10 protein-coding genes are annotated in these 16765 nt (G+C 66.9%); 3 read left to right on the top strand and 7 right to left on the bottom strand.

Translation table 11 applies throughout. The features are described 5' to 3' along the window. Positions 1 to 156: 156 nt before the first annotated feature. On the bottom strand, positions 157 to 1311 hold the full coding sequence (locus WHH00_RS06075; protein ID WP_406638507.1) for a PDZ domain-containing protein: 1155 nt from the start codon (positions 1309 to 1311) through the stop codon (positions 157 to 159). 195 nt (positions 1312 to 1506) lie between these two features. On the opposite strand from WHH00_RS06075, the gene WHH00_RS06070 reads away from it, so the two are divergent. After that, on the top strand, positions 1507 to 2985 hold the full coding sequence (locus WHH00_RS06070) for a zinc-dependent metalloprotease (RefSeq protein ID WP_406637352.1): 1479 nt from the start codon (positions 1507 to 1509) through the stop codon (positions 2983 to 2985). Positions 2986 to 3021: 36 nt separating this feature from the next. On the opposite strand, the gene WHH00_RS06065 is transcribed toward WHH00_RS06070, so the two are convergent. From WHH00_RS06065 to nudC, 3 genes are read right to left on the bottom strand one after another with little or no spacing between them, the layout of a single operon-like run. After that, complete coding sequence (locus WHH00_RS06065) at positions 3022 to 3576, bottom strand: M48 family metallopeptidase (RefSeq protein ID WP_406637350.1); 555 nt, start codon at positions 3574 to 3576, stop codon at positions 3022 to 3024. A 44-nt stretch (positions 3577 to 3620) separates the two neighbouring features. After that, positions 3621 to 5756 (bottom strand): ATP-dependent DNA helicase UvrD2, encoded by a 2136-nt coding sequence (locus WHH00_RS06060; protein ID WP_406637348.1) that lies wholly within the window; start codon positions 5754 to 5756, stop codon positions 3621 to 3623. 57 nt (positions 5757 to 5813) lie between these two features. Continuing rightward, a complete protein-coding gene (nudC, locus tag WHH00_RS06055; protein WP_406637346.1) occupies positions 5814 to 6836 on the bottom strand; it encodes an NAD(+) diphosphatase in 1023 nt (340 codons plus the stop codon). A gap of 139 nt (positions 6837 to 6975) precedes the next feature. Here nudC and WHH00_RS06050 point away from each other — a divergent pair, with 139 nt between their 5' ends. Then, the gene (locus WHH00_RS06050) at positions 6976 to 8271 is read left to right on the top strand and encodes a macrolide 2'-phosphotransferase (protein ID WP_406637344.1); all 1296 of its coding nucleotides are present in this window, start codon (positions 6976 to 6978) and stop codon (positions 8269 to 8271) included. Positions 8272 to 8314: 43 nt separating this feature from the next. On the opposite strand, the gene WHH00_RS06045 is transcribed toward WHH00_RS06050, so the two are convergent. The 3 genes from WHH00_RS06045 to WHH00_RS06035 form a co-directional block, all read right to left on the bottom strand. Next, on the bottom strand, positions 8315 to 11959 hold the full coding sequence (locus WHH00_RS06045; protein ID WP_406638505.1) for an ATP-dependent helicase: 3645 nt from the start codon (positions 11957 to 11959) through the stop codon (positions 8315 to 8317). Beyond that, complete coding sequence (locus WHH00_RS06040; protein WP_406637342.1) at positions 11959 to 15135, bottom strand: ATP-dependent helicase; 3177 nt, start codon at positions 15133 to 15135, stop codon at positions 11959 to 11961. Before WHH00_RS06040 ends, WHH00_RS06045 begins: the two co-directional genes overlap by 1 nt. Positions 15136 to 15308: 173 nt before the next feature. Then, on the bottom strand, positions 15309 to 15725 hold the full coding sequence (locus tag WHH00_RS06035) for an MGMT family protein (RefSeq protein WP_406637340.1): 417 nt from the start codon (positions 15723 to 15725) through the stop codon (positions 15309 to 15311). A 63-nt stretch (positions 15726 to 15788) separates the two neighbouring features. Here WHH00_RS06035 and WHH00_RS06030 point away from each other — a divergent pair, with 63 nt between their 5' ends. After that, positions 15789 to 16499: a 3'-5' exonuclease gene (locus WHH00_RS06030; RefSeq protein WP_231456275.1), complete on the top strand. Its 711-nt coding sequence runs from the start codon at positions 15789 to 15791 to the stop codon at positions 16497 to 16499. Positions 16500 to 16765 lie beyond the last annotated feature (266 nt).

Raw genomic sequence — 16765 nt, 5'->3', positions numbered from 1 at the left:
GACGGGACAAACTGGGTACCTCATAGCTGGTCGTCAGATAAATCAGAGCGTGCGTGCGGGCGACGTCCGGCACCGGTCAAACGGCCGGTTTGGTCCGTCATATTTGCCACGAGTGGCGGTAAAGCTTAGTTCCTGTCGAGTCTAGTTGCGCCCAGTCTAGTTGCCCGGGCACGCCGGGAGGCCGGACGTGTCCTGACCGTTACCCGCACGTTCGACGGCGTCGCGCGCCTCCGCCAGGGTCTCCACCCGGACTACCTGCAGGCCATCGGGGATGCGCCCTGCTACCTCCTGGCAGTTTGCGGCGGGCGCGAGGAACAGCGTCGCTCCCCCGGCCCGCGCCCCTTGGAGTTTCTGTTCGATGCCGCCGATGGGTCCCACAAGGCCGTCCGGGGAGATCGTGCCGGTGCCCGCAATATGCTTGCCGCCGGTCAGATCCCCTGGCGTGACGGTGTCGATGATGCCAAGGGAAAACATCAGCCCTGCGCTGGGGCCGCCGACTTTCTCAAGCGAGATCTCGACATCGAACGGGAAGGTGAACAGGTATTTGAGCATCACTCCGAGGATGAAGCGGCCCTCGCCGTTGTCCTTGGGGGTGATGGTTTCCGTGACCGGCTGCCCGTCACGCTCCACCACCACGGAGGCCGGCGCGCCGTTTCCCGCAGCCAGCTCTTCCTGGACGACGGCCAGTGCGGTGATGTCCTTGCCGTTGATGGTTTTCAGGATGTCGCCGGGCTGGATCTTTCCGGCGGAGGCGGAATTTTCGGACAGGTCGGCTGCCTGAAGCTGCTGCCCAAAGGGTATATCGAGCTCCTTCAGGGCAGAGGCGACGGCGTTCTCCTGCGAAGTGGTCATGGCCACGGAACTCTGTTCCTCGGCCTCTTCCTTGGTGGTTCCCGTGGGATAGAGCAGTTCCACGGGATGGACTGCCTTGGACGGGTCGATCCACGCCGAGAACGCATCAAGGATGCTGACTGGCCCGTTGGGTCCGCCGTCCACATAGACGGTTGTCAGGTCGAGGTTTCCCTTGGCCGGGTACGTTTCCCGGCCGCTGATGCTGATGACCGGACTTCCCTGGCTTTCACCCAAAGTGTTGTACGTAGGTCCGGGCGACTCCACGACGTACGGCACGGGAAGGGTGCCCACAGCGATTCCCAGGCCGAGCGCCGACATTCCCGCGAGCAGCATCGCCGACACTTTCCTGTCCCGGGGAGCGCGTTCCGCAGCGGACGCACCGCCCGCCGTGCCGTCGTCGGCCTTTTCTTCATGGCCAGGTGTGGGGGGCGGGGGCGTTTCGCCTGTTTCCGCAGTCATATTGCGGGTGTAAAGCTCGGGAGCGTGGTCCTCTGAGGGGTGGCCGCCGCGGGTTGTAGTCACCCAACCAAGACTACGCGGTGCCGGTGGATGCCAGCTCTTTGCCTAGAGCGAACGGCAACGCCGTCCGGCAGACAGCCGACCATGGCCGGGGTACCGTGAAGGTTGACAGCCACACCGACGATCGGCGGGATCATGACCTCCAATCCACTCAATCCGTCCAACGGCGACGACACCCCCAAGGACCCGTTGACCGAGATGCTGCAGAACCTGATGGGCGGCAAGGGGATGGAGAATTTCGACCCCGCCGAGCTGGCCAAGGCTGCGGGGCTTCCGAACGACCCCAACCTGCTGGCCCAGATGTTCTCCCAGGTGCAGGCAATGATGAGCGCCCCGTCCGAGGGCCCCGTCAACTGGCAGCTTGCCCATGACAACGCCCGCCGCGTAGCCGCGAGCGGAAGCGACCCGTCGGTGACGTCCCTGCAGTCACGCGAGGTTGATGAGGCACTGCGCCTGGCGGAACTTTGGCTGGACCCCGTCACGGATCTTCCCGCCACCGGCCTGATCGGCCGGGCCTGGTCCCGGGCGGAATGGGTTGAGGCGACGCTGGGCACCTGGAAACGGCTCACCGAGCCGGTGGCCAACAGCATCGCCAATGCCCTGTCCTCCGCCATGACGGAGCAGATGCCCGAGGAAATGAAGTCCATGATGGGCGGGGCGTCCTCGATGCTCCAGAACATGGGCGGCGCGATCTTTGGCATGCAGCTGGGTCAGGCGATCGGTGCCCTGTCCGCTGATGTAGTCAGTTCCACCGACATCGGCGTGCCCCTCGCGGACCTTGAGATGGCACTGCTGCCGGCCAACGTCGCGGCGTTCGGGGAGGGCCTGTCCCTGCCCGAGAACGACATCCGGCTTTTCCTTGCGGTGCGGGAAGCAGCCCATGCACGGCTGTTTGTCCAGGTCCCCTGGCTCCGAGGGCATCTGCTGGGCGCAATTGAGGCCTACGCCCGCGGCATCCACATTGACACCTCACGCATTGAGGAGCTCGCGCGGGACCTTGACCCCAGCAACCCGGAAGGCATCCAGGAAGCCCTGTCGCAGGGCGTCTTCATGCCGCAGCGGACACCCGCCCAGGAACAGGCCCTTGAAAAACTTGAGACCGCCCTGGCCCTGGTGGAGGGCTGGGTGGACGAACTCACCGCAGCGGCCACCGAGAACGTGCTGCCGTCCGCGGGGGCGCTGCGCGAGACAGTGCGGCGGCGCAGGGCAACCGGCGGCCCGGCGGAGCACGCTTTCGCCTCCCTGGTCGGCCTGGAACTGCGGCCCCGCAGGCTCCGGGATGCTGCCACGTTGTGGGCCACCCTCAAGGAAGAGCGCGGCATCGACGGCCGGGACGCCATCTGGCACCACCCGGACCTGCTGCCGACTGCCGAGGACCTGGACGATCCCAAGGGCTTCAGCGCCCGCCGCAAGCTGGCTGAGGCCAGCGACAGCGAAGTGGACGACGCCCTGCAGAAGCTCCTCAGTGGCGGCTTCGACTCCGCACCTGAGGCGGAAGACGGCGATGGTGCCGGCGGACAGGACAGCGCTGCCGACACTGCAAAGGACGACTTCGGGCGTCCGGACGAAGGCGAGGACGACGAGGGCGGCCAGGAGGGCCGGCCGAAAGGCTAGGACGCCGCCCCGGCGGTGGCTGTTTCCAGGACGGATTCAGTCGGCGTCGGGGTCGGCCAGGCCGCGTCCGGTGGCAAAGGAAACCCCCTCAAGGAACGCCTTGGCCCGCTGCGTCTCCGGATACGCCTCGAGCAGCTGCCAGAAGGCAGCGTTGTGCGCAGCCACCAGCAGGTGGGCAAGCTCATGGAGCAGGACGTAGTCGATCACCCATTGGGGCATGGGACGCAGCTTGTCCGAAAGCCTGATGGTTCCCTCTGCCGGAGTGGCAGAGCCCCATCGCGAGTTCTGGTTGCTGACCCAGCGCACCGACGTCGGCACGGCGCGTCCTCCCAGGTATTTAGCAGACAGGTGCGCCGCATGTTCGGCGAGGGCAGCGTCCGTGGCCTGTCGCCTCCTGCCCGCTGCCGCCCGCCGCTCCCCCTGGCGCTGGAGTTTGGCCACCATCTTGTGCACCCACTCAGCTTCCTGGGCAGCAGTGAACCGGGCGGGTATTGCGACCACCGCGGTCCCGTTCTCCCAAAAAGCGGCTACGGTGCGGGTGCGCCGGGACGAACGCCGCACCACTACAGGCGCACCGTCTTCCGTGGTCATCGAAGAAGCATCTCTTTCCGCTTTCTTCGCGGAGCGGCCGGCCGTCACAGCGAGGTGCTTTCCGTCAGGACACGCAGGACGTCTTCCCCATACCGTTCCAGCTTTGAGGGGCCCACCCCGGCGAGACGGGCGAGCTCTTCGAGCGACGCGGGCCGAGCTTCGGCAATCGCCGTCAAGGTTGCGTCGGTAAACACCACGAACGCAGGCACCTCTGCGGAGAGGGCAACTTCCCGGCGCCAGTTCCGGAGGGCATCGAACGTCTGTTCCTCGTAGCCCGGCGGGCAGGAGTTACACCGGCCCACTTTGCGTTCCGCCCCGGTGCCGAGCATGCTTCCGCAGACCCTGCACATGGCGGGAGCCGCGGCTTTCCTGCGGGTCACCGTCACCTTCCCCCGGGTGCTTGAACTGGCCACGGAGTCGGGACGCAGCCCGTCAAGGAACCGTGAGGGCTTGCGGTTGGCGCGGCCGCCCGGGGTCCGGGCCGTGGACCACGACAGCGACAGGTGTTCACGGGCGCGGGTGATTCCCACGTACAGGAGCCGGCGTTCCTCGTCCACCGATTCCGGGGAGTCGGCAAAGGAAATGGGCATCAGCCCTTCACTGAGGCCCACCAGGAACACCGCATCCCATTCCAGGCCTTTGGCGGCGTGGAGGGAGGCAAGGGTTACCCCCTGGACGGTGGGGGCGTGCTGCGCCAGGGAACGTTCCTGGAGTTCGTTGACGAAGTCGGCCAGGCTGAACTGTGCGCCTCGTACCTGGACCAGTTCATCTGCAAGGGCAACCAGCGCGGCAAGGGACTCCCAGCGCTCGCGGAGGGCGCCGCCGCTGTGCGGAGCCGAATCCGTGTAGCCGAGCGAGGAGACGATGTCCCGGACCAGCTGCCCGAGCGGTTGCGGGGAGTCCGTTTCCGTCACAGCCCGGGTTGCTGCGCGCAGCTGCAGGATGGCGTCGCGCACCTCTTTGCGGGCGAAGAACCGCTCGCCGCCGCGCAACTGGTACCCGATGCCGGCGGCGGCCAAGGCCTGCTCATATGCCTCGGACTGGCCGTTGGTGCGGAACAGGACAGCTACCTCGCTGGCGGGCGTGCCGGCGTCGAGCAGTGCCTTAATCTTCTGGGCAACAGTGGCGGCCTCGGCCTCGTCATCCGCGCACTCCGTAAACTGTGGTGCCGGTCCTGCCGGCCGCTGGGCCACGAGCTGAAGGGGTGCCGCCCAAGCGGCGTCGGCCACCGGGCCGCCGCTGCGCCTGCCCGCCAGAAGGTCGTTCGCGAGCTTGACCACCTGCGGCGTGGAGCGGTAGTCCCGGATGAGTTTGACCACGTTGGCCTTCGGATAGCGGGCTTTGAACTCCAGCAGGTGTTTTGGGGACGCCCCTGTAAACGAATAGATGGTCTGGCTGGCATCGCCCACCACGCAGAGCTCGTCGCGGCCGCCCAGCCACAGTTCAAGGAGACGCTGCTGCAGGGGGGAAACGTCCTGGTACTCATCCACCACGAAGTGGCGGTACTGCTCACGGACGGTGGCAGCGACTTTCTCGTCCTCCTGGAGAATTCCCACCGTGATCAGCAGGACGTCCTCGAAGTCAATGACGTTGCGGTCCGTCTTCACGTCCTCGTAGGACTGGAAGACCCGGGCCACGGCGGTGAGGTCGAAGCCACCCGGGGCACCTCGGTCCTGCGCGTTTTCCAGGTAGTTTGCCGGCGTCAGCATGGACACCTTGGCCCACTCGATTTCCGAGGCGAGGTCGCGGATGGAGGCCCTGTCGGTGCTGAGCCGTAGCCGCCGGGCAGCCTCGGCCAGCATCTGCGCTTTGTGGTCCAGGAGGTTGGGCAGGGTCCCGCCGACAGCCTGCGGCCAGAAAAACTGAAGCTGGCGCAGTGCCGCGGCGTGGAACGTTCGCGCCTGGACGTTGCCTGCTCCAAGGTCACGCAGCCGGCTCCGCATTTCGGCAGCAGCGCGGGCCGTAAAAGTCACGGCCAGAAGCCGCTGCGGCGAGTAGACGCCGGAATGGACGCCGTAGGCGATGCGGTGGGTGATGGCTCGGGTCTTGCCCGTCCCTGCCCCGGCCAGGACGCACAGCGGGCCGTTCAGGGTGCTGGCCACCTCCCGCTGCTCTGCGTCCAGGCCTCCCAGTATGCGGTCCTCAAGCGATGCTGCTCCGTCAAAATCTTCTGTAGTCACTTCTGCTGCTCTTTGTCTCGACTACCGCGTGCTGGAGTCTGGTGGATTCGTATTAGGTCAGTCCCCGGGCCGGTCCTGGATGCGTCCGCCATACCAGTGCTCTATCAGCGAGCGGGCAATGGAAAGCCGGCTGGAAATGGTGATATCACCGGCCAGCACAGCCTCCTGGAGTTCCTCGCGGCTGAACCAGCGCGCCCTGGTGACCTCAACGCCGTCGGGCCTTGCCTCGGCGTCTTCGGTAACGGCGGTAAATCCAAGCATAAGGGAGGCTGGGAACGGCCACGACTGCGATCCGAGGTACTGGCAGGCAGTCACCCTGACTCCCACCTCCTCAAAAATCTCGCGGACTACTGCCTGCTCGAGGGACTCCCCGGGCTCCACGAAGCCGGCCAGCGTGGAATAGTTCCTGGCGTCCTGCGGACCGCCGCCGCCCAGCAGCAGCCGGCCGTCAGGGCCCACCACGGTGACAATGATGGCCGGGTCAGTCCGCGGGTAGTGTTCCGAGGAGTCCGCGGGGCAACGGCGTACCCAACCGCCTGCCTCCACGTTGGTGGGGGTACCGCAGCGCGGGCAGTGCGTGTGCCCGGCGTGCCAGTTGGTGATGGCGCTGGCCTCAACGAAAAGTGCGGTGTGCGTTGCGCCCAGGCCGCCAGCAACCTCACGAAAGCCGGCCCAGCGGGCATCGGACGGGATCCCTGCAGTGCCCGGAGTTACTTGCTCCGTCAGGACATACAGCAGGAGGCCGGTTCCAGCCGGCAGATCCGAATCCGGAAGCGCGGAGCCCAGGTAAATGACGAGTTCGGGCGCCGACCCGGCTGCAGTGAGCTCCTGGAGCAGCGGCTGCGCGGCAACCAGGCACAGGCCATCGCCCTGCACCAGGCCCTGCCGCCCGGAGAGGACAACCGCAAGCGTTTCGGGACTGGCCAGTTGTTCATCCACGATTCCGGGGGCCGTCCGGACGGCCGACCCGCGGTCCACCAGCGCCGGCCTGACAGGGAGCAGTGTGTCCATGAGATGGTTCGCGGGCAGCGTTGCAGGCTGCCCCTGGTAGACCGGTGTAACAGACTCGGCGTGGCTCATAGGTCAACCGTACTGATTGGGGCTGACAATTGACATTTGCAGCCTGGCCACGCTGGCAGCACCCCCTGATTTTCAGGTATCTCAAGACTCGCCGCCGCCGGACCGGCCTCACAGTCCGCGGGCAATCTACCGTTGAAAGGTGAGAAGAAAAGCGATTGAACTGGCAGCCGTTGCAACCGCGGCCGTTCCCGGCCTGACCCCGACGGCAGTCAGCTCTGCCCCGGACGACCCCGCGGACTTCGACTCAGCGCTGCTCCTTGACTCGGAGGGAAAGCGCTGGCGGGTCAGGTCGCCGCGCCATGCCGAGGCCAGCGCCCGGCTCGAAACAGAATTCCTCGTCCTGCGCGCCTTCGCCCCGGCTATCCGCGCCGAGTTGCCCTTCCTGATGCCTACGGTTGCCGGCAGCGTGCGCCTGGGGAGCCTGAGCACGTTCGTCTACTCGCACCTGGGCGGGATCACCCGCAGCGTCGAGGAAATGACGGCCGGGCCGGATTCCCTGGCCCGGGAAATTGGTGCGGCACTGGCAGCCATTCACGATCTTCCCCGCGCGATCGTCAGCAACGCCGACCTCCCCAGCTACACCCCGAACGAATTCCGGCAGCGCAGGCTGAACGAGCTGGACCAGGCGGCCACCACGGGGAAAATTCCTCCGGCCCTGCTGCTGCGCTGGGAGCACGCCCTTGAGGATGTCTCCTTGTGGCGCTTCAATCCCTCCGTGGTGCATGGGGACCTCCATGAGGACAACCTTCTCGTGGAAGGCCCAAGGGTCACCGCCGTGACTGGCTGGACGGACCTCCGCATCGGCGACCCCGCGGACGACTTCGCGTGGCTTGTCGCATCCAACGAGCAGGACTTTGTGGACGCCGTCCTGGACGCGTACACCACCGCCCGCCGCGACAAGCCCGACAAGCACCTGCTCCGGCGGGCAGCGCTGTCGGCTGAATTCGCCCTGGCCCAGTACCTGGTCAAGGGCATCGCAGCCGGTGACGCCACCATGGTTGCCGAGGCAGAGGAGATGCTGGCCACCCTGGCCAGCGACATTGCAGAACACGGCGGCCAGCCCATCAGCGTGGAACCCCTTCCGTCCGCGGCGGCTGCCGCGGTTACCGGCGCGGCCGCGCCCGCCGCGCCGTCTTCCGGAGCACAGGCCGCAGGGTCCGGAGCCGGCCCTGGCATGCGGGCGGCCGACGGCGGTGCACCCGTCCCGGTGCCTCCGGTCACCGTCCTTCCGGTTCCGGCAGTCCAGCCGGCTGTGCACGTGACACCACTACCCGCAGACCCGGCACCTGCACCGGCACCTGCCGGTGGTGAAGGCGGTGCCGGCGCCGGAAGCGGCACCGGCGAGGGCACGAAGACTAACTCCCCGGACGTACCGGGCGGTCCGGATGACACGTCGACGGCGGCCCTCACCATTGTTGACGTCCACAAGAACTAGACCGCGGTGCACTTAGGCCAAGGGGACGCCCGCGGGGCGCCTTTCAGGCAGTGAAAGCAGCAGCGACCATCCCCTCCAGCTGACCCGCGGATGCGAGGTCGTGGGGCCGCACAATCTCGTTGTCCGCCACGTAGAAGAACGCAGCCCTGACATCCTCCAGGGGCACGTTTTTCAGACGCGACCACGCCAGGCGGTACACGGCAAGCTGCACGGCCCGGGACCGCAGCTGGGCCCCTGATGGCCGCCGTCCGGTCTTCCAGTCCACCAGGTCCCAGCGGCCATCCGCGTCCTGGAAGACGGCGTCAATCCGTCCACGGACCACCACGTCTCCTACCCGCGTCTCCACCGGCACCTCCACAAAGGCCGGCGAACGGTGGGCCCACGGGGAGGACCGGAAAGTGGCTACCATCGCATCCAGGTCATACGCCTCATCGATGTGGTCATCCGAGCCCGGCGCCTCGCCGAGGTCGAGCATGCCTGCGCTTCCGAAGTACTCTTCCACCCAGGCGTGGAAAGCCGTTCCCTTCCGTGCCGACATGCCCGGCTCGCGCGGTACGGGCCTGCGGAGCTGCCAGAGCACCGCCCCTGGGTCTTCCCCCAGGTCCACCAGGGTGGACGCGGAGATATGGGTGGGGAGGTGGACCTCCTGCACGGACGACTTCCTTGCCCGGCGTTCCAGCAGCAGCGCCGCTTCCCGCGCCCAGCCGGCGGCCGGGCCGGCCAACGGCGGATCCGTGGCCATCAAGGTGTCTTGGCCTGGCACAGCACCCGCCGGCACTCCGGCGCCCCGCAGGGGCAGCACACTCCCGTCCTGCAGGGCTTCCAACTCAGCCATCACCCGGACGGATGCCCTTTCCATGGCATCCCTGCGGCCCCTGGCAAGGCGGAGGCGCTCTCCCGTCCGGGGATCCACCGGCCCCTCCAACGGATCGTAGGGCCAGCTGGCCACCTCCATGTCAAGAGCCAGTGGGCTGGCCTCCGGCAATGAAGATTCCTCAACCGAACGCGGGTGAATGCCTGCCCGCACTGGAGTACTGTCGCGGGCCGGTGCGGCCAATGGCTCCAGCTCTGCAAGGAACGGCGACATTTCAGCCCGCCCGGACCTGGACCCCACCCACGCTGCGCTGGACGCCCAAAGGACGTGCTTGGCCCGTGTATAAGCCACGTATGCCAGGCGGCGTTCCTCTGACTCCCCATGCGCCTGGACGGCTGCCTTGAAGTCCTTTTCCGCGTCCAGCCACCCCTTTTGGTCCGGCTGGTCCAGGTCCCACTGGGGCAAATCCGCCCGGTCGCCGCGCAGCGGCCAGGGGAGGGCAGCTGACCCACTGCTCCAGCGCGAGTCGCGGTCGCTGGGAAAGTCCTTGGCATTAAGCCCCGGGACAAAGACAACGTCCCATTCAAGACCCTTGGAAGCGTGCACGGTGAGCAGCTGGACAGCCTCACGGTTGACATCGCTTGGCGGTGCTTCCAGGCCGTTTTCTTCAGCTGAGGCCGCCTCCAGCCAGGACAGGAATGCGAGGATGTCCACGCGCTGGGAGGTCCGCAGGAAGCCCGCGGCTGCGTCCTGGAACGCATCAAGGTTCCGGCGGGCCTGGTGGATGCTGATGCCCGGCCGTGCGGCAACCTCGATATCGAGGAGCATCGCCCTTTCCACTTCCCCCAGCAGCGTGGTCAGGTCGTCCCCCAGGTATCCCCGGAGCTGGCGCAGTTCCGCGGAAAGCCGAAGCATCCGCCCGCGCCCGGCCGGAGTGAGGGACCTGCCGTTCGATGAGGTCCATCCCTCCCGCGGCAGCCAGTCCAGCGCCTCCACCAGGCTGGCGGCGTCTGTGAGGTCGCCTTCCAGGACAGCCGGTTCGCCGTCCGGGACGTTGTCGTCGGCCGCTCCTGCCTGGCCGCGCCGCCGGGCCAGCTGGCTGGACCAGTCCCTCAGCGCCATCAAATCTGCCGGGCCTATCCGCCAGCGGGCCCCGGCCAGCAGGCGCATCAGCGCGTCGGAGCGGCCGGGGTCGGCGAGGACGCGCAAGGTGGCCACGAGATCGACAATTTCCGGAGTATCGAGGAGGCCGCCAAGACCGACGATCTCGTAGGCAATCCCCCGGGCCTCCAACTGGCGCCGGATGGGTTCCATCTGGGCACGACGCCGGCACAGCACTGCGATGGCGGGCGGAACCGGGGAACCGTCGGGCTCGAGCTCAAAGTCCGTCACACGGTATTTCAGGATGTCCTCAGCGAGCGCGGCGGCTTCGTCCACGTCGCTGGCAAACCGGCCCAGCACCACAGACCCCGCGGTTGCGTTCGGACTGGGCTGCAGCGGCGGCACTTCGGGAGGCACCGCTCCTCCCCCTCCGGCCGGGCCGCGCTGCGCGGCCGCCCGTTCCAGGGATTCGGACATGACGTTGGCCGCCGCCAGGATCGATCGCCCGTTCCGCCAAGCGGTCGTCAGGTAGGACGTCGGCGCAGGTGCCCAGGTCCCGGCGTCTTCCGCTGCCTCTTTCCCTACGGCCGTTTCCTCCGCTGCCCCCTGACCGCTCGTCCCCGTCCTTACCGGAAACTCCCGTACAAAATGGAAGAGCTGCCCCGCGGAGGCGCCACGGAATCCGTAAATCGACTGGTTGGGATCGCCGACGGCCGTCACCGCATGCCCGCCGCCGAAGAGCCGCGAAAACAGGACCAGCTGGGCGTGGGAGGTGTCCTGGAACTCGTCCAGCAGGACCACCTTGTAGCGCTGCCGCTCCATCTGGGCAGCCAAGGGGACTTCCCGCGCCACACGGGCGGCGAGGGCCACCAGGTCACCAAAGTCCAGTGCACCCCGCGCCCGCTTGGCCGCCGCATAGCGTCCAACCATGTCAGCCACGCTTGCCCGGGTCCGCAGCATCCCGGCGAGATCGGCCACTGGCTGCGGCGGGTTCTTCTTTTTATCGGCAAGGTAAGGGAGTGACTCGAAGTCGGACAACCGCGCCATGAGCCACGCTTCAACGTCTTCGGGCTCCTGGAGGTGCTCGGCGCACTCACCGGCCAGCTGGATAACTGCCTTCACAAGCGTGGACTTGGCAGCCCGGAAATGCCCGTATTCGCCGTCATAGGCCTCCACGACCTCAGTGGCCAGTTGCCAGGCCTGAGCACCGCCCAGCAGGACCACATCACGCTCCACACCCAGCCGGAGCCCGTAATCGGAGACGATGCCGCTGGCGAACGAGTGGTACGTGGAGACTTTCGGTTCCAGGGCATCGCTGCTGAGCAGTCCCTCCGGAAAAACCCCCCGGCCGTTATCCCGGTCAGCCTTGTCCTGGGCCATCTTGTCCTGGGCGACCAAGCGCTGGAGGGCAGCCAGTTTCGCACGGATGCGGGATGCCAGTTCACCGGCTGCTTTCCTGGTAAAGGTCACGCCCAGGACTTCCTCCGGCCTCACCCAACCGTTGGCCACAAGCCAGACCACGCGGTCGGCCATGGTGGCCGTCTTCCCCGATCCTGCCCCCGCAATGACCAGCCGCGGGGTCAGCGGCGAGGCAATGATGGCCGACTGTTCCGGGGTGGGAACGTTTTTCTCGCCCAGAAGCACAGATAGCTCTTCCGGGCTGAACCGCGGCGGGCGCGGTGTGGCGGCACCGGCCCCGTGCCCGGCAGCCAAGGGCCTGGCAGCCGACGGCGCGGCAGCAAAGGAAGCCTCCTGCTCTTGCACATCCTGCATCATTCAGTCACTTGCCTTCCACGCACACACAACGGACAGACCTCGGGGAGCCGGCAGCCATGGCCGCCGTGGCTGCCTTTGGACGGATCATGCCGTGCTTCGAAGGCGCTGCCTCCCATCACCGACGCCGCATCCTTCACCATGTCAAGGGCCCAGTTGTCCTGGGGATCGATCGGGTCCTGCTGCTGGATGGCGGGACTTTTCACTCCGGTTCCCAGCTGGGCCAGTACAGCCCCGCCGGGCACCGCACCCGCCTGGCTGCCCGGACCGTCGTCGAACCCGCCGGCAAGCACAGCGGCCTGGTAGGCGCCCAGCTGCGGATGCCGCGCCAGTTCCGCCTTGCCTGGCTGGCGTTTCCCCGTTTTCAGATCCACGATCACCAGCCTGCCCTCGGCATCTATCTCCAGACGGTCCACCTGGCCGCGCAGGACGGCGTCCCGGTCCGGGTAGTCGTCAACGGGGACCCTGCCAAGCCCCACCTCGAAATCCTGTTCCACTCCAACGAGGCTCCTGCCCTCGCTGCGCATCAGGAGGACGTACTGCGCCAACTTTCGCACCATGGTCTCAGCACGCTGGAAATCAAGCCTGCCCTCCCAGTTGTCCTTCATGCCCAGGGCAGGCCAGCGCCGGACGAGCTCAGCGACGTACTCGGCGCCGGACGCATCCGGCAGTTCCTGGGCAATCGCGTGGACCAGGGTGCCCAGGCTTCGGGCGAAGTCCGTGGCAGCTTCGCCCCCTGCGGCCTGGACGAACCAGTCGAGTGGTGATTTCTGGACTGTCTCCACTTTTGACGGCGAAACGAAGACCGTACCGCCAGGTGGAACCACTGCCGCTTCGGAGCTCAGCGGCGGAAGACCCCACCAGCTCTGCGGATGCGCGCCCGGGACCGGCGGCTCCGCCTTGGCCAGGCGTGCTAGCACCCTGGCCGCTTCCTCCGCCCGCGGCGCGTCCCTTCCGTCCAGCTGGGCATGCTGCCGCAGCTCGGCAACAAGCGCCCGGAGGGTCATGGGACGCTCCACAGAGGTGAAGCCCCGGGTTTCCTTTCCGGGCGCCAAGGGTGCCACGTAGTCGAGGAAGGAGGAGGGCTGGTCGTCTTCGGAAGATACAGCGGTGCAGACCAGAAGGTCGCGGGCGCGGGACACTGCAGTGGAAAAGCTGCGGAGCTCGTCATACCGGATATCGCGAAGCCGGCTCAAGGGATCCCGCTGCAGGGCGTAGCCGGCGCCGTGCTCCACGGCATCGCTGTACAGGGTGCTTCCCAGGAGCTCGCCGCGGAGCCGGGTGTTCGGCCAGACGCCCTCCTGGAGGCCGGCAACAATCACCACCGGCCATTCACGCCCGGCCGCACTGGCAGGAGTCATAAGTTCGACGGCGTCGTCCACCTGGGCGCGGGCGGCAAGGGTGTCCATGGGCAGCTCCTGGTTCAGGAGATATTCGAGGAACTGTTCAGGGCCCGCCCCGGGCATCTGGTCCACGTAGCGCTCCGCGGTGTGGAAGAGCGCCATCATGGCGTCCAGGTCGCGGTCCGCCCGGGCTCCGTGGGGTCCGCCGGAGAGAGCCGTCCCGGTCCAGCTGCCGGCCAGCCCGGTGGAGTGCCAGAGGGCCCAGAGGACTGACTCTGCGTTGGCGCCGGGTTCAGCAGCTGCCCGGCTGCCTGCCTGGATCATTCGTGCCGCCCGCCGTGCGGCACGGCCCTCGATGCCGAGGGTTGACAGCGCGCCGGGCTCCAGCAGCGCCTCGACCAGCAGCGCATCGCTGGTCCGCCCCCCGCCGCCGTTGATTTCTTCCCTTCTCAAGGATTGCCGCAGCCGACGGAGCTCGATGGACGTTGCTCCGCCGATACGCGAGGTCAGGAGCGACACTGCTGCCTCGGGGGTGAGCAGTGCGGGGTCCAGCGCGATGGCGAAAGCATCAAGCAGCGGACGGACGGCTACCTCGTCCCGGACAGCGGACTCAGCCACCGGGACCCGCACGGCGATCCCCTGGCCGGACAGATACCGCTGGAACTCGCTGACCTGCGCGCCGTTGCGCACAATGACCGCGACGTCGGCCAGGTCCCGGCCATGGTTGATGTGCTGGTCCAGGATCCGTTGGGCAACGTAGCGGAGTTCGTGCACGGCGGACGGAACGAGGTGTGCTTCCACTGCCCCTTCCGGCCCGCCGCTGCCGGAGTGTTCGAGGCGCCTGGCCAGCTGGCCGCCGGCCCTCTGGGAGATCCGTCCGGCAACGCTCAGCCAGGCTTCGGCAACCGCTGGTTTCTGCCGGTGGGCATGCCGCAGCGGACGCTCCACAACGGGGGCGCCGGGCGACAGCAGGTGCGGCAGCTCAGCCACGAGGTCTGGCCTTGCCCCACGGAAGCCCTGGACGACGGTGTCCGGGCAGAAGGCGACGAAAGAGTCCTTGCCGCCGGCGATATCGGCCAGCAGCTCAAAGACTGCGGGATTGGCCTCCTGGATGTCGTCTACCAGGATGACCTGCAGCCGTTCGCGTTCCGCAGCCAGGAACGCAGGAAAGTCCTGGAAGATCTGCCGGGCAGCCGTGATGATCCCGGCGGGGTCGAATGCCTCAGGCATCCGCAGGTCCAGGACGTCCCGGTACTCCGAGTAGAGCGCGGCAGCGGCAATCCAGTCCGGCCTGCCGCAGTCATGTCCAAGCCGCACAAGGTCCTCCGGGGTGCGCCCCGATTCGATGATCCGGTCAAACAACTGCCGGACTTCCTGCCGGAAACCGCGCGTTTCCAGCGCTCCCTCCATATCCGCCGGCCAGGGCAGTTCCAGCCCCGGGAGCCGGTGTCCTTCAAGGAGCTCCTTGATAATGAGGTCCTGCTCGGGGCCCGAGAGGAGCCTGGGCGGCCTTGACAGGGAAAGAAGCCCTTCGGCTTTGGCCCGCCTGATGACATCGAAGGCGTACGAGGCCCAAGTGCGCGCCGGCGTTGTGCTCAGGCTCCTGTCCAACCGTGCGGTAAAGCGATCACGAAGGGTATCTGCGGCAAGGCGGCTGGGTGCCAGAATCAGCATCCGCTCAGGATCCACGCCGTCCCGGAATGCCCTGCGGACGGCGGCCTCGACGAGGGTGGTGGTTTTGCCTGTTCCCGGAGCGCCGGGCATCAGTACCGGGCCGGCTCCTTGGGGGACATCAACGGCGGCCTGCTGGTCGGCAGTCAGCCGGGGCTCCACCGCATGGATGTGGCGGGGCGGTAGCAGCCTAAGGCCAACTGTCTCCGGGTTTCCCTGACTGCGGTCCGGGCTGCCGCCTCCGGGGCCGGCACTTGTGTCCGCATCAGGGGCCGGACCTGCCGGCGAAGCATCCCGGTACTCGTCACGTGGGCCTGTCAAAGGCGTTGTTACTGTCACCCAGACATTCCATCATCAGCCACTGACAATCCATGCAGCCGCCGCTCCAGCCCGCCGGCAACGGCATCAATCACGTCCAGTTCACCTTCGGTCGGCGTCCACCGGGCGGCCGGAAGATCCACGCGCCAGCGTCCTTCCCGGGTCCGTTCGTATTCCACATATGCGCCCACCAGGGGTGTCCCCTCGGCAAGGTAATGGCGGAGGGCTTCAACCTCATGCCCGGCAGGTGCATGGCCGCTCGCCTTGAGGATCCGCCACCAGGGCACGCCGCTTCCGTAGTGGCTCATCACACTGCCTACCTGCCTGGGGCCTCCCGAGCCCAGCAGCTCGGCGACGTCGCCATACGCCACTACGGAGGCGGCTGGCACCAGCTCCACCACGGCCAGCACCGCGTCCACGTACTCAATCCGCATTGATCCAATCTAGCGGCAGTGGGGCTCCACGGAATTGTCAGTGGTGCCCTTTAGCGTTGACATATGAGCACTTGGAACACCCTCCCCCGCGCAGCGTTCGACCTCGAAACCACGGGGCGCAACTCGCGGGCTGCACGTATCGTCACAGCTTCGGTAACGGTGGTGGACCACAACGGCGACGTCATCAGGGAACATGAGTGGCTGGCCGATCCTGGGGTGGAGATTCCCACGGAAGCCAGCGACGTGCACGGGGTCACCACGGAAAAAGCGCGGCGGGAGGGCAGGCCTGCACACGAAGTCACGCAGGAGCTTGCCTCAGTCCTGCAGGAACTTTTCGACACGAACGTCCCCGTCATCGCTTTCAACGCGAGCTACGACTTCACCGTTCTGGCCGCGGAGTCCGCACGGTATGGCGTGCCCCAGTTGAGCCGCTTTCCGGTCCTGGATCCCTACATCATGAACAAGCAGGTGGACCGCTACCGGAAAGGCAAGCGCACCCTGACGGCGCTGTGTGAAGAGTACGGTGTGGTCCTGGACAATGCCCACACCTCCGCGGCCGATGCCCTGGCCACGCTGAGGGTCCTGGACGCCATGGCCGGGAAATTTCCCAAGCTGATGATGCCCGCGAGCCAGCTTCACCAGCTGCAGGTGGACTGGGCCATCAGCCAGGCTGCGGACTTCCAGGGGTACCTCCGGAAGACCAAGCCGGCTGCGGTCATCGAGGGTGACTGGCCCGTGCTTCCCCCGCAGGACGCAAGCCTTGGCGGCTTCTGAAAACTGCCGCTGCACGGTGCGAGGCAAGTCACAGTAACAGGGCTTCACATACGGGTACCCAATTCGTGTGCCCACATTCGGCATCTTCCTGCCTGGCCGTTCGATCGAACCGGATGATGCTCCCACGAGGGAACAATCTTCGATTTAGACCGTCTTTACAGTGCCCCAGTTCGGTTCCTTAGGGAAAAGGGGCAGGTGAGAGAATAAAGTTTTGCGGTCACCCCTGCCTTGCCGTGCGTGAACAGCGCCGGGCAGGTGCCAGGCGC

The sequence above is a fragment of the Pseudarthrobacter quantipunctorum genome, assembly GCF_045291495.1.
Classification (GTDB): domain Bacteria; phylum Actinomycetota; class Actinomycetes; order Actinomycetales; family Micrococcaceae; genus Arthrobacter; species Arthrobacter quantipunctorum.
Note: the sequence above shows the minus strand (reverse complement) of the source record. Positions and strands in the feature narration are given on the sequence as shown.